Annotated in this window: 19 protein-coding genes, 2 pseudogenes and 1 riboswitch; of the genes and pseudogenes, 2 read left to right on the forward strand and 19 right to left on the reverse strand. The window is 39.7% G+C overall.

Annotated features, from left to right (window positions below):
* Nucleotides 1-27: 27 nt before the first annotated feature.
* The 7 genes and pseudogenes from QNH17_RS22805 to QNH17_RS22835 all read right to left on the reverse strand — a co-directional run bounded on the left by QNH17_RS22805 (nt 28) and on the right by QNH17_RS22835 (nt 5840).
* Nucleotides 28-442 (reverse strand): annotated as a pseudogene (locus QNH17_RS22805) (group I intron-associated PD-(D/E)XK endonuclease).
* Nucleotides 443-1032: 590 nt separating this feature from the next.
* Nucleotides 1033-1548, reverse strand: a complete 516-nt coding sequence (locus QNH17_RS22810) for a metallophosphoesterase family protein (protein WP_283875316.1) — start codon at nt 1546-1548, stop codon at nt 1033-1035.
* Nucleotides 1548-2156, reverse strand: coding sequence for an XTP/dITP diphosphatase (locus tag QNH17_RS22815; RefSeq protein ID WP_283875317.1), 609 nt, complete (start codon nt 2154-2156; stop codon nt 1548-1550). The genes QNH17_RS22810 and QNH17_RS22815 overlap by 1 nt, the downstream gene beginning before the upstream one ends.
* A gap of 334 nt (nt 2157-2490) precedes the next feature.
* Nucleotides 2491-3246 (reverse strand): ribonuclease PH, encoded by a 756-nt coding sequence (gene rph, locus QNH17_RS22820; protein ID WP_283879575.1) that lies wholly within the window; start codon nt 3244-3246, stop codon nt 2491-2493.
* Nucleotides 3247-3369: 123 nt separating this feature from the next.
* The gene (locus QNH17_RS22825; protein WP_283875318.1) at nt 3370-4428 is read right to left on the reverse strand and encodes a GerMN domain-containing protein; all 1059 of its coding nucleotides are present in this window, start codon (nt 4426-4428) and stop codon (nt 3370-3372) included.
* A gap of 152 nt (nt 4429-4580) precedes the next feature.
* Entirely contained in the window at nt 4581-5375 is a 795-nt protein-coding gene (gene racE / locus QNH17_RS22830; RefSeq protein ID WP_283875319.1) for a glutamate racemase, read from the reverse strand.
* A 15-nt stretch (nt 5376-5390) separates the two neighbouring features.
* Nucleotides 5391-5840 (reverse strand): MarR family winged helix-turn-helix transcriptional regulator, encoded by a 450-nt coding sequence (locus QNH17_RS22835; protein ID WP_283875320.1) that lies wholly within the window; start codon nt 5838-5840, stop codon nt 5391-5393.
* 208 nt (nt 5841-6048) lie between these two features.
* Between QNH17_RS22835 and QNH17_RS22840 the strand changes: the two genes are divergently transcribed.
* Nucleotides 6049-6357 (forward strand): HesB/YadR/YfhF family protein, encoded by a 309-nt coding sequence (locus tag QNH17_RS22840; RefSeq protein ID WP_283875321.1) that lies wholly within the window; start codon nt 6049-6051, stop codon nt 6355-6357.
* Nucleotides 6358-6710: 353 nt separating this feature from the next.
* On the opposite strand, the gene gerE is transcribed toward QNH17_RS22840, so the two are convergent.
* From gerE to QNH17_RS22865, 5 genes and pseudogenes are all read right to left on the reverse strand, one after another.
* A complete protein-coding gene (gene gerE / locus QNH17_RS22845) occupies nt 6711-6935 on the reverse strand; it encodes a spore germination transcription factor GerE (RefSeq protein ID WP_026563391.1) in 225 nt (74 codons plus the stop codon).
* A gap of 143 nt (nt 6936-7078) precedes the next feature.
* Nucleotides 7079-7662: pseudogene (locus QNH17_RS22850) on the reverse strand (class D sortase).
* Nucleotides 7663-7803: 141 nt separating this feature from the next.
* Nucleotides 7804-8565: a succinate dehydrogenase iron-sulfur subunit gene (sdhB, locus tag QNH17_RS22855; RefSeq protein ID WP_283875324.1), complete on the reverse strand. Its 762-nt coding sequence runs from the start codon at nt 8563-8565 to the stop codon at nt 7804-7806.
* 15 nt (nt 8566-8580) lie between these two features.
* Nucleotides 8581-10329: a succinate dehydrogenase flavoprotein subunit gene (sdhA, locus tag QNH17_RS22860; protein ID WP_283875325.1), complete on the reverse strand. Its 1749-nt coding sequence runs from the start codon at nt 10327-10329 to the stop codon at nt 8581-8583.
* 58 nt (nt 10330-10387) lie between these two features.
* Nucleotides 10388-10996, reverse strand: a complete 609-nt coding sequence (locus QNH17_RS22865; protein ID WP_283875326.1) for a succinate dehydrogenase cytochrome b558 subunit — start codon at nt 10994-10996, stop codon at nt 10388-10390.
* 445 nt (nt 10997-11441) lie between these two features.
* On the opposite strand from QNH17_RS22865, the gene QNH17_RS22870 reads away from it, so the two are divergent.
* A complete protein-coding gene (locus QNH17_RS22870) occupies nt 11442-11885 on the forward strand; it encodes a YslB family protein (protein WP_481858543.1) in 444 nt (147 codons plus the stop codon).
* 46 nt (nt 11886-11931) lie between these two features.
* Here the strand turns inward: QNH17_RS22870 and QNH17_RS22875 are convergent, their stop codons facing one another.
* The 7 genes from QNH17_RS22875 to QNH17_RS22905 all read right to left on the reverse strand — a co-directional run bounded on the left by QNH17_RS22875 (nt 11932) and on the right by QNH17_RS22905 (nt 19426).
* Entirely contained in the window at nt 11932-13149 is a 1218-nt protein-coding gene (locus tag QNH17_RS22875; protein WP_283875328.1) for an aspartate kinase, read from the reverse strand.
* 114 nt (nt 13150-13263) lie between these two features.
* Nucleotides 13264-13441, reverse strand: a riboswitch (Lysine riboswitch).
* 70 nt (nt 13442-13511) lie between these two features.
* A complete protein-coding gene (uvrC, locus tag QNH17_RS22880) occupies nt 13512-15284 on the reverse strand; it encodes an excinuclease ABC subunit UvrC (RefSeq protein WP_283875329.1) in 1773 nt (590 codons plus the stop codon).
* A 348-nt stretch (nt 15285-15632) separates the two neighbouring features.
* Nucleotides 15633-15947, reverse strand: a complete 315-nt coding sequence (trxA, locus tag QNH17_RS22885) for a thioredoxin (protein WP_144547864.1) — start codon at nt 15945-15947, stop codon at nt 15633-15635.
* 200 nt (nt 15948-16147) lie between these two features.
* Complete coding sequence (locus tag QNH17_RS22890) at nt 16148-17125, reverse strand: electron transfer flavoprotein subunit alpha/FixB family protein (RefSeq protein WP_283875331.1); 978 nt, start codon at nt 17123-17125, stop codon at nt 16148-16150.
* Nucleotides 17126-17164: 39 nt separating this feature from the next.
* Nucleotides 17165-17938: an electron transfer flavoprotein subunit beta/FixA family protein gene (locus QNH17_RS22895; RefSeq protein ID WP_283875332.1), complete on the reverse strand. Its 774-nt coding sequence runs from the start codon at nt 17936-17938 to the stop codon at nt 17165-17167.
* A gap of 106 nt (nt 17939-18044) precedes the next feature.
* On the reverse strand, nt 18045-18818 hold the full coding sequence (locus QNH17_RS22900; protein ID WP_283875333.1) for an enoyl-CoA hydratase: 774 nt from the start codon (nt 18816-18818) through the stop codon (nt 18045-18047).
* A gap of 23 nt (nt 18819-18841) precedes the next feature.
* Nucleotides 18842-19426: a fatty acid metabolism transcriptional regulator FadR gene (locus QNH17_RS22905; RefSeq protein ID WP_283875335.1), complete on the reverse strand. Its 585-nt coding sequence runs from the start codon at nt 19424-19426 to the stop codon at nt 18842-18844.
* Nucleotides 19427-19485 lie beyond the last annotated feature (59 nt).

Below are 19485 nucleotides of genomic sequence, written 5' to 3' on the forward strand. Positions count from 1 at the left end.
ACAATTGTGTAGTTACCAATTTTCTTGTTAAGGAACCTCTCGATAGTTTTTTTGCAAATTTTACATTTTGCATTTGATTATTCTTTGGTGTATCAACCCTTAAACTAATTGATTTTTGAAAGGATTTTGGATTAAAGTAATAACATTCATCCGTTTGTGGACAATAGACGCAATAAATATCTATTTCACATTTGTCTACGAACTTGGTCATTACACCCTGGCTTGTACTATAAGAAGAACTAAATCTAACTTCTAAAATTCCTTTTTTATTTAAATTTCTATATTTAACCTGTACTCTTTTAAAAATCTGATCTTTATAACCAACTAAATCAAATGGAGCATGCTCTGTATGAGGGAGTAAAATCATAAACCCCTTTTCATAAAGATCAACCTGAGCCTTTAAAACACCTAGGTCCCCTTTACTTTTAGTATGGTGTTTCATTGAAATCTCCACCCTTCTTCCATTTGCAAAATGATGAATGAGGATTGTTTCTATATGTAATAAAGCAGAAAAAAACCCACTTATAAAAGTGAGTTTTTTTCTCTAGTATGTAGTATAGCGTCCCAGGAGAGATTCGAACTCCCGACCCACGCCTTAGCTTACCACTATGACTTTCGTCACCAAACAATGCTGTTTGTGGTCTGGACTATATCTTCACCATTTCAGGTGCGACACGTGTAGTCTCTACGGAACCTCACGATAATCAAAATGATTATCTTTTAAAACCTCTACCACTGACATTGTCAGTCATTCAAGATTTCTCTTCCTTGTGAAAGGCGTAAGTTTCCTCGGTATTACCATCAGCATAATCTGTTAAGGCTTCACCGATATAGTGTCGTCCACTTTATAGGTTCTTGTTTCCCTATAAAGGCTCCTATTTTCTTGAAGGGCGTTGCTCTATCCAGCTGAGCTACTGGGACATATTAGTTATTTAAGACAAGATTTATTATATTATCTTAATATCAGAAAGTCAACACACTTTCTAATATTTTTTTAAAAAAGAAAAGAGGGAGAGGAATTCTCCCTCTTAATTATGATAGGACAAACTCACGGGCAAGTTCGGTAACCTCCTGGCCACTTACTTCAAACACCGACATTTTAATTTTTTCATTCTGCAAATCCAGAATGATATAAGTTTTTTCAAAGCGTTCCCTCGGCAAACGGATACTGCCTGGATTTAAAAATAAGACTCCATCAATCACTTCTGCACCAAGGACATGTGAGTGTCCGAAACAGGCGATATTCGCGTTTACTTCCTGTGCTTTGTACTTTAAATTCATCAATGTGGATTTAACCGAATACCGGTGGCCATGGGTAATAAAAAACTTCCACCCAGCCACTTCAGAAATGGTCTCTAGTGGATATCCGCCACCAAAATCACAATTTCCCATTACCGTTAAATAGCCAGAAATCGCTTGATCATCTGGGGATAGTTCTGAATCACCGCAATGAATCATTAAATCGACCTCATTCAGATGCCTTTCTCTTATAACACGGAGCTCCTTTGTTAATCCATGACTATCACTAACAATTAAAACCTTACTCATTACTGCTCCGCACTTTCTAAAATAGAATCCAATACTACATCTAGCTTTTTCAAGGCATTCGCACGATGGCTGATCTTATTCTTTTCATCAGATGATAGCTCGGCCATCGCTAAGCCCTTCTCAGGCACATAAAAAACCGGATCATAACCAAACCCATTGGTACCTCTTCTCTCTTCAAGAATACGTCCTTCACAGGTGCCTGACACCGTTTTTGTTTCTTGACCCGGAACCGCGACTGCTAAGGCACAGTAGAACCTAGCTGTCCGCTTCTCCTCGGGAATATCTTCTAGTTCAGACAATACTTTATCCGTATTGTTCTGGTCATTCTTTGGTTCCCCCGCATAACGCGCTGAATAAATGCCTGGTCTCCCTTCAAGGGCGTCCACGATCAAGCCTGAATCGTCGCCAATGACCATTTTCCCAAGAGCTTTGGAGACCGCTTCCGCTTTCAAAGTTGCATTTTCTTCAAAGGTTGTACCCGTTTCCTCAACATCAGGAATTTCAGGATAATCCAGTAAGGTGCGAACCGTGATCCCTCTTGATGAAAAGATATGTTCAAATTCCTTCGCTTTTCCTGGATTTTTAGTTGCAATAATAACTTCTTTCATTTCAATCGCCTCTTATTATTTAATAAAAAGGCTGTGTTAAACTAGACTGTTGATTTCCGCTCCAGGCACTTCGCTTTCCGCGGGCGGTCCGGGGAGCCTCCTCGTCGCTGCGCTCCTGCGGGGTCTCCCCTGCCCCGTACTCCTGCAGGAGTCTTCGTGCCTTCCACTCCAATCAACAGTGTGCCAAAAACAACATTAACCTTAAACACAGCCAATAAAAATTTAGTTTGATCAGATTATTATAGAAAAACGCGAGTATTTCATTCGTATCGAGTGTAACGCCACCCTATCCGAGAGTAACGCATCCCTCTTACGTCCCGAAAGGATAGATCCCTTACTTCTGCCTTCTACTTTCAATCTTTTTAGTAATTTCTTCACCCAGGACTGCTTTTTGCTGTTCAAATAGTTCCATAAGCCCTTCTTGAGCAGCACTAAGCAGGCCTTGAAGCTGTTCGTAGGAGAAAGTCGATTCCTCTCCTGTCCCTTGCAGTTCAACAAATTCTCCATTGCCCGTCATGACTACATTCATATCCACCTGTGCCTTAGAATCTTCAGCATAGTTTAAATCAAGGACCGTTTGATTATTTTGCAGGATCCCGACACTTGTCGCCGCTAAATAATCAGTAATCGGGAATTTAGCGAAGGACTTTTTCTCGGAAAAGGCATTTAAAGCAAGGGCCATCGCAACAAATGCTCCTGTGATCGAGGCTGTTCGAGTACCACCATCCGCCTGGATAACATCACAATCGATCCAAACTGTTTTCTCACCTAGAGCACTTAAATCGACAATTGCTCTAAGGGCGCGCCCGATTAGCCGCTGAATTTCCATCGTTCGACCAGAAACCTTTCCTTTTGAAGATTCGCGAATGTTTCTTGTTTCTGTTGCTCGGGGCAGCATAGAATACTCGGCAGTAATCCAGCCTTTGCCTTCCCCCCTCATAAAGTGAGGCACTCTGTCTTCGATGCTCGCAGCACAAATCACTTTCGTATTCCCTACAGAGATAAGGACAGATCCTTCCGGGTGCATTAAATAATTGGGTTCAATATGTATGGGTCTTAGTTGTAACGGCTCTCTACCATCAACACGCACCATTACTACCTCCTTTTATTTTTGAATTGGTACATTCATTTTTCTTAAATACCAAATAAAGAAGAGGCGGCATCCAAGCCAACCTCTTTCATTGTCACTATATAGTATAACAAATATTATTTTTTAAAAACTACCTGTATTGACTTTTTCTGGACGAGTTACAGGTTCAGTTAATTTCTTCCCGCTATCATTTTTAATGTCTGCCTTTCCCTTAACTTGAATAGCTACTTTTTCTACGCCCTCTTGCTCAGTTAAGGACAGCACGAGTGAATCTAATAAATGCTGTGAAATTTCCTTTTCTTTAAAGCTTCCATAAATATTCTCATTAAAGTTCAAGGTGACTTTTCCATCTTCATATTTTGGAGCTTCAAGAAGCTTTACATCTGACATGAATTCAGATACTAGAGTTGATTTTTCACTTGGTCCTTTAATTAATTCATTAACGACAGCTACGTAGTTATCTTTTTCGTTATTACTCACCCGGCGTGTGACAGGTACATAATAATAGGAGCCCTCTTCACCGCCAATATAGTATACAGTTACAGGTTTAGTATTAGTAATATCCGTCACATTCGTTGTATCCAGGTTGATACCGGTTGCTCTGGAAAGATTTTCGCTTATCGGTGTTCCGTTCACAGGCATTTCCGTCAAGTCATGTCCATTCATTTTAAGCTTCACAGTTTTCACATTATCAAACTGTGTCAATGTCCAAGTAACAGATTGGAGAATTTTCATCTCATCTTCAGCTTGGTAATTCTTAAACTCTTTTGAAAAATTAACCGTTGCAACGCCATCTTTATCAATATTTACAGAAAGCTCCGTATCCTCAGGGAGAACCGCCCGGAAATCATTTGGGAGTAAATCAGTCACTGGACCATTTGCCACTAAATATTCAAGTGCCTGTTTAGCGACCGAACTGGTTTTCGGCAGATCCAATGTTTGCGGAACGACATAGCCGTCTTTATCAACCAGGTATAGTTCTGTTTTGACGGTGTTTGCCGGTGCCTCCTTACTTGCTTCTGTAGCGCTCGTTTTCTTACTTGTTGTTTCCTCTTTGATCGTCACACTCTTTGGCGGATCGATTTTCTTTTCTGTTTCAGTCCCAAATAATCCACAACCTGACAGTAGAACTGATGATGTCAGCACAGTCGACACAAGGATCTTTGCTTTATTTTTAGACATAACTATTTCCCCCCTAAGACAGTTTGTACTAACATATATACGAGCCTTATGATAAATTAGACCGACTTATGAAAAAAAATAGAACAAAATTAAAAGGTGTCAGGCACCGCTCGTGGACAAATGTACACGAGTGGTGCCTGACACCTTTGATTTTATAGTTTTATTTTTTTGACATCGGTAATTGGATATCCCAGCCACTGTGAGGCGATTTTTGAGAATATTCGTCTTGAACCAGTGGTGTAAAATTCATGCTCTGGATCTTCCTCGCAAGTATCTAATAAACCATTGTATTGAAGGATTGCACTTATTTCATGTGCTGTCTCATCACCCGAGCTAATAACGCTGACAGACTCACCCATGACATTTTTTATCACGGGCTCTAACAGCGGATAATGTGTGCAGCCTAAAATCAGCGTATCCAATTTTTCATTGAGCATCGGCTTGAGGGCTTCGTCGACAATTCTTTCCGCAATCGGACCTGCAAACTCGTTACTCTCCACAAGCGGAACAAATTTAGGACAGGCATGTGCTTTTACAAAAAGCCTGCTATTTAACGATTTTAACGCTCTTTCGTATGCCCCGCTTTTCACAGTGCCCTCAGTGCCAATAATACCGACACGATAATTTTTTGTCTTCTTAATTGCCGCTCGTGCTCCTGGATTAATTACCCCTAGGACCGGGATTGGCAATTCCTTACGAATCTCGTCTAATGCCGCAGCTGTAGCCGTATTACAGGCAATGACGAGCATTTTGATTTTTTTCTCTAGTAAAAAAGAGGTCATCTCCCATGTGAACCTCTTAACTTCCTTCGTTGTTCTCGGGCCATATGGGCAGCGCGCTGTATCTCCCAAATAGATGATTTTCTCATTTGGAAGCTGGCGCATCACCTCTTTGGCAACTGTTAACCCGCCAACGCCCGAATCTATCACACCAATTGCTTGTTTCAAAACGTATCGCCTCTTTTATCGCATTTCCTGATGCAATTTCGTTAAGCTTCTTTGAAGAACCTGAATTTCTTCCGGAGTGAAATCAACCAACACTTCTTCTAAGTAAACTTGACGCTTTTTAATTACTTCATCAATGATTCTTTTGCCCTCTTCAAGCAAATGTATTCTCACCACACGACGGTCATTTGGATTTTTCACCCGTTCTACGAGGAGATTTTTTTCCATCCTGTCAACAAGATCTGTCGTCGTACTGCACGCCAAGTACATTTTAGTAGAAAGTTCCCCGATTGTCATGTCTCCTTCTTCAAATAGCCATTGCAAGGCAATAAATTGTGGAGGTGTAATCGTATAAGTACTTAACATTTCTCTTCCTTTTTGCTTGATGATGCCAGAAATGTAGCGTAAATCCTTTTCAATATTTGCAACAATTTCCCCATTTGCTCTTTGTGAATTCTCGAGTTTCATCTCAAACACTCCTATAAAAAGCTTTCTTTCCCTGAAACATTAATCTATATAAAAATCTTGTTCCTCATTGTCGTACTTCATGTTTCTTCTTATTTTCTACTTTTTTCTCTAAAAATTCAAGTTGAAACTATTAGAAAAATATTAGTTTGCCACACTTTGGAGTATAATAAAGTGGGAATTTGAATATTAAGCCAAAGGTGAGAATAGAATGGAAATTGTGATTAGCAAGTCGGCACTAAACTGGTTTAAAGAAGAGGTCGAATTAAAAAAAGGGGATAAAGTAAAGTTTTATCCGAAGGTATATGGAAACAGCCCTGTCCAAGAAGGGTTTTCGCTTGGTTTCACTGTGGATAATGATCCTATTGATATCATTGTGAAATCCGAAGCAGAAGGTTTTTTATTTTATATTGAAGAAAGGGATTTGTGGTTTTTCAATCAACATGATTTGCATGTCGACTACAATGCACAAAGGGATGAAGTAGAATATAGTTACACCAAGTCGCAGTCGCAAAATTAGGGGAAAAATACAGTTCAACGAATAAAATTAGTTTACAGATTAACAATAATCCTAGTGTTACTTATTAACACTAAAACTTCAATGTGGAGGGGTTACTTTGAATATAACTTACGGCTTATTTTCAACCATACTCATTTTGGGGTTTAGAGCGGCATTCTTATTAAATAACCTATCCTCATGGTTTAAAAGGATGGTAAGAATACCTGCTTTTAATTAAGCAGAGAAGTATTTTCAAGTATCATTAATCCGCATTGTAACAAAAAAGGTAAGCATCTCGATTCGAGTATGCTTACCTTTTTTATGTTTATCTATTCAAAATTAAACCGGCCTCCCAAGAAGGATGCCGGTCAATGTTAAAGTTCTAGCTCTCCCATTCGAAGGAGCTCTACAACTGCTTGTGAACGCCCCTTGACACCAAGCTTTTGCATGGCATTTGAAATGTGATTCCGAACCGTTTTTTCGCTTATAAATAATTCACCAGCGATTTCTTTCGTTGTTTTGTCTTGTACTAATAACTCGAATACTTCTCTTTCACGTTTGGTGAGTAACGGCTTATGATTATAAACATTCTCCTTCAAGTACTGTAACCCTCCTTGCCTTCGCCAGTTATGAACACGGGGTGGGTATATATTTAGTCAACATATCTTATGTGAACAATACAAATGTAGTGACTATATTTACTGAAAGGAGATTGATTTTTGAAAAAAAAAGCTCCTAATCCCTAGGAACTTTTGAGTGTTGCATAAATAATATATCGCTTTGGTGCATTCCCTACATAACTAAACGGATAACAAGTTGTTAATATTAATTCCTCTTTTTCGTGTTGGAGCGTAATAACGCTAGTATCATCAGCCTGAACAATCTTGGTATCAATGATTTCATATGTATATGAACCATACGGCATTCCATTTTTAGCGAATCACCAAGCTTTAACTCTCCTAATTTACGAAAAACGGTGTCACGGTGTCCAGATAAAACAATTTGCCCTTGATCACCAGGAAAATAGGCACCCTTATAATGACCGACGCCTTTTTCGAGGTCATCTGGATCTGTTCCTTCAACAATAGCTAACTCTGCCTTAATTTTTGGAATGGCTAATAGTCCGACTGTTTCTCCCATATTAGGAGGCGGACTGTTTTCAACCCTCTTTTTAGGAGCAACAACCGCAGGCTGATCGGCGATTAGTTCCTTTGCTTCCTGGAGAGATGCATGGGTTTGCGTCTTCACATTGATAAATTGCCAGAGTCCAACCCCTACTAAAACGAGTCCTGTCAAAATAATAAACAGCGGAAATTTATATTTCACCTCTAATAACCATCCTTTTCTAACAGGCTTTGCATTAATATGAGTATAACAAACAGCCAACCGAAAGAACCAAGCAATTATTCGCCCATAAACGACAAAAAACCCTCTTTCCCACATGAGAAAAGAAGGTTTTTCGCCTTATTATGCGTGGTCACTGCCAAAGAAGCTTCTGAAAGCTTGAATGGTTGTATCACGGTTCAATGCAGCAATAGAGGTTGTTAAAGGGATACCTTTTGGACAAGATTGAACACAGTTTTGTGAATTACCGCAGTTAGCAAGTCCGCCATCGCCCATAATTGCCTCAAGTCGTTCCGCCTTATTCATAGCGCCCGTTGGATGTGCGTTGAAAAGACGAACCTGTGAAAGCGGCTGTGCACCAATAAAGTTTGATTTGCTATTAACGTTCGGGCAAGCCTCAAGACATACGCCACAAGTCATACATTTAGAAAGTTCATATGCCCATTGACGCTTGGTCTCAGGCATACGTGGACCAGGTCCTAAATCATAGGTCCCATCAATAGGAATCCATGCTTTTACCTTCTTCAAGGCATCAAACATTCTGCTTCTGTCAACCTGAAGGTCACGCACCACAGGGAATGTTTTCATCGGCGCTAATCGAATTGGCTGCTCCAATTGATCGATCAGTGCTGAACAAGATTGGCGCGGTTTGCCGTTGATGACCATCGAACAAGCTCCGCAGACTTCTTCTAAACAGTTCATATCCCAAGTAATTGGGGTAGATGCTTGTCCTTTTGCATTGACAGGGTTTTTACGGATTTCCATTAACGCTGAAATAACATTCATATTCGGGCGATAAGGAACCTCAAATTCCTCCTCATAAGGAGCAGCGTTTTCGTTATCTTGACGTGAAATAATAAATTTCACCATTTTAGTATCAGACATTTTTTCTACTCCCCCTTAACTTTTTGCGTAATTGCGTTCGCGTGGCTTAATTAATGAAACATCAACATCTTCATAATGGAAAGCCGGTGCGGATGAGCTGTCAACAAATTTCGCCATTGTTGTTTTTAAGAATTCCTCATCATTACGTGTAGGGAAGTCAGGCTTATAATGAGCACCGCGGCTTTCATTCCGGTTGTATGCACCAATCGTAATAACACGAGCCAATTGCAGCATGTTTTGTAATTGACGAGTAAAGGCTGCCCCTTGGTTACTCCATTTCGATGTATCATTAATGTTAATGTTTTGGTAACGTTCTAATAGTTCTTGAATTTTCTCGTCCGTTTTTAATAGTCTGTCATTGTGGCGAACAACGGTTACATTATCCGTCATCCATTCGCCAAGCTCTTTATGAAGAATATAAGCATTTTCATTTCCATCTAGAGACATAACGGCATTCCACTTATCTTCTTGTTCTTTAACATGACGGTCAAATACTGTAGAAGATACGGCATCAGAACTCTTTTCAAGACCTTTGATGTACCTCACTACATTTGGACCAACGACCATTCCACCGTAAATGGCGGAAAGCAAGGAATTGGCACCTAAACGGTTCGCACCATGTTGTGAGTAATCACATTCACCAGCTGCAAATAGCCCAGGAATGTTTGTCATTTGATCATAATCAACCCAAAGGCCACCCATTGAATAGTGAACAGCTGGGAAGATTTTCATTGGTACTTTACGAGGGTCATCACCCATAAACTTTTCGTAAATCTCGATAATACCACCGAGTTTAACATCTAATTCATGTGGATCTTTATGAGAAAGATCCAGGTATACCATGTTCTCGCCATTGATTCCGAGTTTTTGATTTACACATACATCGAAAATCTCACGTGTTGCAATATCACGTGGTACAAGGTTTCCATAGGCAGGATATTTTTCTTCTAGGAAGTACCAAGGCTTTCCATCTTTATATGTCCAAACACGGCCACCTTCACCACGAGCGGATTCACTCATTAAGCGAAGTTTATCATCGCCAGGAATCGCAGTCGGGTGGATTTGAATCATTTCTCCATTCGCATAATAAGCGCCCTGCTGATAAACGATTGATGCAGCAGAACCTGTATTAATAACAGAGTTAGTTGATTTCCCAAAAATAATACCAGGGCCACCTGTAGCCATGATTACGGCATCGCCTGAGAAGGATTTTATTTCCATTGTTTTTAAGTTTTGAGCAACAATCCCACGGCACACACCATCGTCATCAACAACTGCACCTAGGAATTCCCAGCCCTCATATTTCGTTACAAGACCTGCCACTTCTTCGCGGCGAACTTGTTCATCTAATGCATAAAGTAACTGTTGACCAGTGGTTGCTCCAGCAAATGCAGTACGGTGATGCTGTGTTCCACCAAAGCGGCGGAAATCAAGTAATCCTTCAGGAGTACGGTTAAACATAACTCCCATACGGTCCATTAAGTGAATAATACCAGGTGCTGCGTCACACATTGCTTTTACTGGCGGCTGGTTAGCCAAGAAATCTCCACCATAAACAGTGTCATCAAAGTGAATCCATGTGGAATCGCCTTCACCTTTTGTATTTACTGCTCCATTAATACCACCCTGGGCACAAACAGAGTGAGAGCGTTTAACAGGCACTAAAGAAAATAATTCTACTGGTGTTCCTGTTTCTGCAACCTTTATCGTTGCCATTAAGCCAGCTAAACCACCGCCGACTACAATAACCTTACCTTTACTCATTCGTGACTCACTCCCTTAATCCAAAATCCAATATTTTTCCGTTCAATCATTTCATTAGTTATACAAAAGCTAATAATGTCGTTACACCAACAAAGGATAGAGCCAAGAAAATCACGATTGTCACGTATGTAGAAATTACTTGAGAACGAGGCGATACAGTGATGCCCCAGCTTACCAAGAATGACCACAATCCATTTGCAAAGTGGAAAATTGCTGAAATGATACCAACAACATAAAAACCAAACATGAATGGGGATGAAAGGATATCTTGCATCATTTGGAAGTTAACTTCATTTCCAAAAGCGGCAGCGATACGAGTTTCCCACACATGCCATGTGATGAAAATTAATGTAATTACACCAGACACACGTTGTAGTAAAAACATCCAGTTTCTGAAAAAACCATATTGACTTGCATTGTTTTTAGCTGTAAAAGCGATATACAGCCCGTAGATTGCATGGAATAAAATCGGTAAATAAATAATTACAGTTTCTAAAACATAGCGAAATGGAAGATTCCCCATAAAGTTCGCAGCTTTGTTGAAGGATTCTACCCCTTCTGTTGCATAGTGATTCACAATCAGATGCTGCATGACAAAAATCCCGATTGGAATAACCCCAAGCAACGAATGCAATCTCCGATAAACAAACTCTCGATTACCTGCCATAAATTTACCCCCCTATAATGTTTAAAAAAAATGATGTTCAGTTTCTATCAATATAAATCCCCTTAGTTTGAAACCTAGCATCACTGTGACAATAATGTGACATGTTCATTTTACTCCCATCATCTAAGAGCGTCAAGAAAACGGATACACATAACTCGCATGAAAACTAAAATTTTTTAAATATATTGATATTATAATAAATTATATATACTCGCTAAAAAAATGGGTTTTTTCTTAACATTTCTTGAATTCCTTCAATTAATTACCAAGAAAAAACGGTTGTTATTATTTCTTTATCGGGAATGATAATTATCATGGAAAACAAGGTAAGATATTGCAAAATAACAAAAAAATCAAGCTAAATTTGATTCATAATAACTAGAAAAACTGTACTGAAATTTAACCAAAAGTGTATATAATAGAATGATAGAAAGAGGGGAAGCTTGTGAATAATAGTACAGTTATGAATGAAATGATCGATACTGATGAACCAAGAACCATATCCATCTTCGGCTATGAATTAATCAGGGAAGTTCTTTTGCCTGAGATTTTAGGGAAAGATACACCTGAAATTTTATATTGGGCCGGAAAACGACTTGCACGAAAATATCCATTACTGGATATAGAACAAATTGTTGATTTCTTCGATAAGGCCTCATGGGGGCAGTTGGAACTTGTAAAAGAAAATAAAACAGACTTCCAATTTGAATTAATAAGTCCGCTCATTGTTTCACGTGTTAAGTCCAAGGCTGAACACTTTTTCCAACTCGAAGCAGGATTCCTAGCTCAACAAATTGAAATGCAAAAAGAAGCCAACGCCGAAACCTTCGAACATCCAGTCAAAAAATCAAATAAAGTTGTTTTCACAGTGAAATGGGAAAAAAACTAATTGAAAATGGTGTCAGGCACCGAATAGTGCCTGACACCATTCTTTTTTATTGAACTGCAAGTCCGAATGCTTCGTGTAAAGCTTCTACTGCTTTTAACATATTTATTTCTTCTACTACGGCTGAAACTTTAATTTCTGATGTGCTGACCATTTTGATTTGGATGTTGTTTGCAGCGAGTACCTCAAACATCTTTGCTGCGACACCAGGGTTGGAGATCATCCCCGAACCGACAATCGACACCTTCGCTAATTTGTTTTCAGCATCAATTTGCTCATAATTAAGTACTGCTTTATTGTCTTCTAGGACCTTTAAAGTTTCTAATAGATCATCCGTATGAATTGAGAATGACAAATTCGCAGAACCACCCTCTGTTGTGCTCTGGATAATAATATCCACATTTAGATGATTTTCAGCAAGTGTTGTAAAGATGGTAGATAGGCTGGTTAATGAATTAGCCAATCCTAATACTGTTACTTTTGTTATTTCGTCTTCAAATGCGACTCCGCGGACTACTAAGTTTTGTTCCATTGCTGCTTCCCCCTCAATAACTGTTCCTTCTGTTTTCTCCATGCTCGAACGAACTTCAAGCCGAACTTGATAATTTTTCGCAAATTCTACTGCTCGTGGATGAAGTACACCTGCACCCAAATTAGCTAACTCGAGCATTTCATCGTACGATACTGATAATAGCTTGCGAGCACTCTTCACATATCTTGGATCCGTTGTAAAAACTCCCGTTACATCAGTATAAATGTCGCATTTATCCGCCTTAAGGGCTGCAGCGAGAGCAACGGCTGTAGTATCGGAACCGCCGCGGCCAAGTGTGGTAATTTCACCGTCTTCGGTAATTCCTTGGAATCCTGCAACAATAACCACCTTGCCGGATTCAAGCTGTGATTCAATCGCTGCTGTCTTAATATTAGAAATCCGGGCATTCCCATGGACTGGTTCTGTCATAATACCTGCCTGCCAGCCTGTAAAGGATACGGCATCAAGCCCTTGCTGGTTGAGAGCCATGGACAGTAACGAAATCGTTACTTGCTCCCCAGTCGATAACAGCATGTCCATTTCTCGTTTATTAGGCTGCGATGAAATTTCCTTTGCTAAACCGACGAGTGTATCCGTCGATTTACCCATTGCAGAAACAACAACAACCACATTATTTCCCCGGTCAACCTCACCTTTTACACATGACGCGACATTTAAAATTCTTTCTACATTAGCAACCGAAGTGCCTCCGAATTTTTGTACAATTATCCCCATGTTTGTTTTCCCCTTCTCTAGAAGTAATTCATATTTTTCCCCAAATTAAACGCAAAAAAGCAATGAGAAGGGCATCTCATTGCTAAAAACACGAAAAAAATTCTCGCACCTACAATGTAAGATAGCTCTCCAAGACATTAGTCTTGACAATCCAGCATTTATTCAATACGGGACCAGCAAAGAAAGTTATGAGACCATCTTTACTTCGGCGAACATCCCCTTTCATGATCCCTCTCAGAAGCTCATCCTTCTCAGAACCACTACTCTTGAAGCTCGCACCTCTACCTTCACTTTAATACGTAAAAGTGATAGTAAATTAAATTTTCACTAATTATAGCATGTTCCTTTTTTTCTGACAATCACTAGGATTGAAGTTTTTTGATTAATTCTTCTGCAACATTCATAGGAATTCCAATATTTATGAATTCTTCTTTACTTGCTTCTTTCATTTTTTTGACCGAGCCGAACTGTTTTAACAATAACTTTTTCCGTTTTTCCCCAATTCCCGGAATATCATCAAGCAAGGATTGAAACGCAGTTTTTCCGCGCAGTTGTCGATGGAAGGTGATCGCAAATCGATGGACTTCATCTTGGATCCTTTGCAGTAAATAAAACTCTTGGCTGTTTCGTCCGAGCGGAACAATTCCTAATGGATTGCCATACAGCAATTGTGATGTCCGGTGCTTTTCGTCTTTTACAAGCCCAGACAGCGGAATATCTAAACCTAATTCATTTTCCAATACATCACGTACAGCTTCAACATGGCCTTTTCCTCCATCGATGATGATTAAATCAGGAAGAGGAAGTTCCTCTTTTAACGCACGTGAGTACCTTCTTCTTGTTACTTCCCGCATCGATTCATAATCATCCGGCCCTTGAACAGTTTTAATTTTGTATTTACGGTATTCTCGATGATTCGCCTTGCCATCAATGAAAACAACCATCGCTGATACAGGGTCGGCCCCTTGGATGTTAGAGTTATCAAAAGCTTCAATCCGGTGCGGCGTATAGATTCCCAGTAATTCTCCCAAATTCTCGACTGCCTTAATGGTTCGATTTTCATCCTTTTCAATCAGTGAAAATTTTTCATTCAGTGCAATTTTTGCATTTTTAATCGCCAATTGCACAAGATCCTTTTTTTGTCCTCGTTGCGGCTGAAGCACTTTAACTTCTAACAGTTGTTCAGCTAAACTCAACTCGACATCATCTTGGATGAGAATTTCTTTCGGCTTAAAGTGATTGGCTTTAGAATAAAATTGACCGAGGAACGTTAAGATTTCTTCCTCTGGCTCATTATAGACAGGGAACATGGAGACGTCTCGCTCAATTAGTTTTCCTTGGCGGACAAAAAAGACCTGCACACACATCCAGCCTTTATCGACTGCATAGCCAAAAACATCACGGTCCGTAAAATCGGTCATCGTAATTTTTTGCTTTTCCATAATCGTTTCAATATGAATGATTTTGTCACGATAGTCTTTTGCTCGTTCAAAGTCTAATTCCTCTGACGCAGCAGCCATTTTTTCCTTAAGCTCTTTTTTTATTTCATTATACCCGCCATTTAAAAAGCGGGTGATTTCATCAGTCATTTGTTTATACTGTTCTTCTTGAACCTCATTCACACATGGTGCCAGGCACTGTCCTAAATGATAGTATAAACAGACCCTGTCCGGCAGTGTTGAACATTTGCGGAGAGGGTAGATTCTGTCTAGAAGCTTTTTGGTTTCATTCGCAGCTGTCACATTGGGGTATGGACCAAAGTATTTCCCTTTATCCTTTTTTACTTTTCTTGTGATAATAAGTTTGGGATGCTTTTCCGCTGTCAACTTTATAAACGGATAGGTTTTATCATCCTTCAGCATGATATTGTATTTCGGATCATACTTTTTAATTAGATTAAGTTCCAGCAGAAGTGCTTCAATATTCGAAGAGGTTACAATATATTCAAAGTCCTCAATTTCATTGACAAGTCTTAGTGTCTTCCCATCGTGCGATCCAGTGAAATAGGAACGGACACGATTTTTTAGTACCTTTGCTTTTCCTACATAAATAATCGTCCCCTGACGGTCTTTCATTAAGTAGCAGCCAGGCTGATCTGGCAGCAGCGTCAGTTTTTGCTTAATTGTTTCATTCATTCCGGCCACTCCCCTCCCGTCTTATATATATTCTACTGTTAAAATATTAAAGGAAACTGCGCATAATTGAAAGTAGTAGTCTCTTGGAAAAAGAATAAAAAGCGCAAGCGCCCGTTTAGCGGCGTATGGACTGGAGCGCTCCAACCGAGATAAAGGAAACACGAAGAGCGATAGCGATTCGATGTTGACTTATCGTAGGGCGGAGAGCGAAGTACACTAGCCGCTGGGCGCTGGAGCTGGATTCAGAGAACTAATTAAATTTATCAACAATTAATTATTTTATAATTTCCTATACAGTAAAAAAACCTTAGCTCGGTTATTTCCAAGCTAAGGCATTTTCCATTCTATTTACACATGTTTTTCTAAAACACTTGCTAGTGCATCTTTTGGTTGGAAGCCGACAACTTTATCAACGACTTCGCCATTTTTCATCACTAATAAAGTTGGGATGCTCATTACACCAAAGTTTGCTGCAGTTTGCGGGTTATCATCCACATCAAGTTTAGTGATTTTTACTTTATCGCCCATTTCTAAATCAAGTTCTTCAAGAACGGGAGCGATCATTTTACAAGGTCCGCACCATGGTGCCCAAAAATCTACAAGAACAAGGCCTGAACCAGTTTCAGCCGAAAAGTTTTGATCAGTTAAATGTGAAATTGCCATTTATATTGCCCTCCTAATGATTACTGAGTTACTATCGAAAGTATAACAAAGTTTGAAAAATCAAGCTAATAAATTGCTTAGCCACATCGTTAATTCTTCCCAAGTATGAACCTAAGTATCCGAAAAATTAAGCGAGCGGATACTTTCCGCTCGCTTTTCTATAGTCTAGTTATAGCAACTAAGCACTTCCGCTCTTATTATTATGAGTGTACCTTCAATTTTTTAAACTCTTCAGTTAATAAAGGCACTACTTCAAATAAGTCGCCGACGATTCCATAATCTGCTACTTTGAAAATATTTGCTTCTGGGTCCTTGTTAATAGCAACGATTACCTTTGAGTTGGACATTCCCGCTAAGTGTTGAATAGCTCCAGAAATACCACAGGCAATGTAAAGGTCTGGTGTGACAACCTTACCAGTCTGGCCAATTTGCAGCGAGTAATCGCAATAGTCAGCATCACAGGCACCACGAGAAGCACCTACCGCTCCGCCAAGCACGGCTGCAAGTTCTTTAAGCGGCTGGAATCCATCCGCACTTTTTACACCACGGCCTCCCGAAATAACCACTTTTGCTTCACTTAGATCAACACCCTCGCTCGCTTTTCTGACGACCTCTTTAATAATTGCACGAAGGTCTTTGATTTCTACAGAAAGGGTTGTTACATCGCCGCTTCTGCTTTCATCTTTTTCTAATGGGGTGATGTTATTTGGTCGTACTGTTGCGAAAATTAAGCCCTCTGTAACAATTTTCTTTTCAAAGGCTTTACCGGAATAAATCGGTCTTGTGAACACAACATTACCACCTGCTACTTCAACATCTGTGGCGTCGGAAATTAAACCTGATGCTAATTTGCCGGCAATTCTTGGGGAAAGGTCTTTACCTAATGAGGTATGACCAATAACCAATCCTTCTGGTTTCTCTTGGTCGAGCACCGCTAAAAGTGCTTGAGAATAACCATCCGATGTATAAAGTTTTAATTTCTCATCTTCAACCACAACCACACGGTCCGCACCAAATTGGATTAACTCAGTCGATAGAGCGCTTACAGAATCGCCCACTAAAACACCAACAACTTCTCCGCCCTCAGCAATTGTTTTTGCTGCTGCAATCGCTTCGAATGATACATTACGTAATGAACCGTCACGAACTTCTCCTAAAACTACTACTTTTCTTGACATTCCATATACCTCCTGAGAACAAAATTTGTATTTAACCAGTTAGATTACTTTTGCTTCGGTATGAAGAAGATGAACAAGTTCTTTTACTTGATCATTCAAATCGCCAGCCAAAACGCGGCCTGCTTCTTTCTTAGGCGGCAAATAAATTTCGATCGTTTTTGTTTTTGCTTCCACATCGTCTTCTTCAAGGTCTAGGTCATCTAATTCTAATTCTTCAAGCGGCTTCTTCTTTGCTTTCATGATTCCTGGTAAGGATGGGTAGCGCGGCTCGTTTAGACCTTGTTGGGCTGTAACTAAGAGCGGAAGGCTAGTTTCAATAACTTCTGAATCACCTTCAACGTCGCGGGTAACGGTTACATTTGTTCCGTCAATTTCTAACTTAGTAATAGTTGTTACATAAGGGATGTTTAACAGTTCTGCAACACGTGGTCCCACTTGGCCTGTTCCACCGTCAATCGCTACATTCCCGCCAATAATTAAATCAGCATCTTTATCCTTTAGATATTCAGCGAGGATTTTTGCTGTAGTAAATTGATCTCCACCTTCAACATCATCCTCCGTATTGATAAGGACTGCTTTATCTGCACCCATTGCCAGCGCAGTACGTAATTGCTTTTCTGATTCTTCAGTTCCAACAGAAATAACGGTAACTTCTCCACCCTTAGCATCGCGTACCTGGATTGCTTCTTCAATTGCATATTCATCATACGGATTGATGATGAATTCAGCACCATCCTCATTAATTTTTCCAGCAGAAATCGAAATTTTTTCCTCAGTATCAAAGGTTCTTTTCATTAATACATAAATATTCATGATTTCCCTCCTAATAAGATTTCGAGCATTCGCTCAGTTTGAAAGATTAAGAAAATTTCTTATAAAAAAAAGGGCTTCCTTTACAATTATACATGCAAAGATATGTTTATTCACCCTTAAAATTTGGTTCTCTTTTTTCAATAAAGGCTTGAATGCCTTCTTTTCCATCGTTAGAAATAAACACTTCACCAAATAACTCAGATTCTCTTTTGGAACCTACGTAGAACTCGTCTGTTTTTGCATAATTTAATAATTCAATCGTTGCTTTAATGGACCCAGGACTTTTTTTGGCGATTTTTCCTGCTAGCTTTAACGCCTCCTCGACTACTTCTGTTTCGGGAAAGGCTCGATTCGCTAAACCAAATTGGACTGCTTCAACACCTGTGATTGGATCAGAGGTGAACAGCATTTCCGCAGCTCTTGCCACGCCCACATATTTAGGAAGGCGCTGCGAACCGGCGAATCCTGGAATTAAACCAAGCTGCAATTCAGGCAGACCTAGTTTGGCCTTGTCACTAACATAGCGGATATGGCATGCCATTGCTAGTTCTAGCCCCCCACCTAGCGCTGCTCCATGGATAGCGGCAATAATCGGTTTCGGGAATTTTTCCATCCGGTCAAATAAGTCTTGTCCAAACTTCCCAAGATTAGAAAATCCTTCAGAAGTAGTAACCGTAGTAAATTCCTTTATATCTGCACCAGCAGAGAAAAAGCGCCCTTCGCCATGAATGACAATCACTTTGATCTCGCGATTAGGTTCAATTTCATCGAGCACAGTTGACAATTCCCTTAATAGTCCTGAGGAAAGGGCGTTTGCCGGTGGACGATCAATAGTGATTGTGGCAATACTGTCCTGAAAAGACCATTTTAAGTATTCCATTGGAATTCCCCCTATTTTAATATTTACCGGCTTCCACAGCCATTAATCAAGAGGCGATGGACTGGAGATGCCAGTGCAACTAGATCGTACTTTTCCTCGTTCATCACCCACGATGTCACAGTTTCATCGATAGTACCGAAAATCATTTGCCGGGCCAATCGAATATCGAGGTCGCTGGAAAACTCTCCGGTTTTTTTACCTTCAATAACAATCTTATCAATTACCTGCAGGTAACCTTTTAGAACATTATTAATTCGGAGCCGCAAATCCTTATTCGATTGCCGTAACTCCAGCTGTGTCACGATAGCCATGTGATGATCTTCAGAAAGCATACTAAAATGAGCTTCTACCATCATTAATAACTTCTCTGCCGCTGTCCCTTTTCCTGCTATCAATGTATCTATTTTTTCAATGAAACTTCCCATTTTTTCTTCAAAGAGAGAGATAAGGATGTCTTCCTTGTTTTTAAAATATAGATAAATGGTTCCATCAGCTACTCCAGCTTGCTTAGCAATTTTTGAAACTTGTGCTTGATGGTAGCCATTTTCCGCGATTACAATCACCGCAGCATCAATAATTTGCATGTATTTTGGCCTGCTTTTTTTCAACTATATCCCTCCTTTGAAAGAAAAGTTTCGATCAGTTAATACTTTTAATATTATTAGGC

This window comes from Neobacillus sp. SuZ13 (genome assembly GCF_030123365.1).
Taxonomy (GTDB): Bacteria; Bacillota; Bacilli; order Bacillales; family Cytobacillaceae; genus Neobacillus.

Bases quoted from the DNA above. Each gene is read 5' to 3' on its own strand.
- QNH17_RS22825 (WP_283875318.1), bottom strand. From the start codon at position 4,428: ATGTCTAAAAATAAAGCAAAGATCCTTGTGTCGACTGTGCTGACATCA.
- QNH17_RS22840 (WP_283875321.1), top strand. From the start codon at position 6,049: ATGGAAATTGTGATTAGCAAGTCGGCACTAAACTGGTTTAAAGAAGAG.
- QNH17_RS22865 (WP_283875326.1), bottom strand. From the start codon at position 10,996: ATGGCAGGTAATCGAGAGTTTGTTTATCGGAGATTGCATTCGTTGCTT.
- trxA (WP_144547864.1), bottom strand. From the start codon at position 15,947: ATGGCAATTTCACATTTAACTGATCAAAACTTTTCGGCTGAAACTGGT.
- QNH17_RS22900 (WP_283875333.1), bottom strand. From the start codon at position 18,818: ATGGAATACTTAAAATGGTCTTTTCAGGACAGTATTGCCACAATCACT.
- QNH17_RS22895 (WP_283875332.1), bottom strand. From the start codon at position 17,938: ATGAATATTTATGTATTAATGAAAAGAACCTTTGATACTGAGGAAAAA.
- QNH17_RS22875 (WP_283875328.1), bottom strand. From the start codon at position 13,149: ATGGGGATAATTGTACAAAAATTCGGAGGCACTTCGGTTGCTAATGTA.
- QNH17_RS22815 (WP_283875317.1), bottom strand. From the start codon at position 2,156: ATGAAAGAAGTTATTATTGCAACTAAAAATCCAGGAAAAGCGAAGGAA.
- sdhA (WP_283875325.1), bottom strand. From the start codon at position 10,329: ATGAGTAAAGGTAAGGTTATTGTAGTCGGCGGTGGTTTAGCTGGCTTA.
- sdhB (WP_283875324.1), bottom strand. From the start codon at position 8,565: ATGTCTGATACTAAAATGGTGAAATTTATTATTTCACGTCAAGATAAC.
- QNH17_RS22835 (WP_283875320.1), bottom strand. From the start codon at position 5,840: ATGAAACTCGAGAATTCACAAAGAGCAAATGGGGAAATTGTTGCAAAT.
- QNH17_RS22810 (WP_283875316.1), bottom strand. From the start codon at position 1,548: ATGAGTAAGGTTTTAATTGTTAGTGATAGTCATGGATTAACAAAGGAG.
- uvrC (WP_283875329.1), bottom strand. From the start codon at position 15,284: ATGAATGAAACAATTAAGCAAAAACTGACGCTGCTGCCAGATCAGCCT.
- QNH17_RS22890 (WP_283875331.1), bottom strand. From the start codon at position 17,125: ATGTCAAGAAAAGTAGTAGTTTTAGGAGAAGTTCGTGACGGTTCATTA.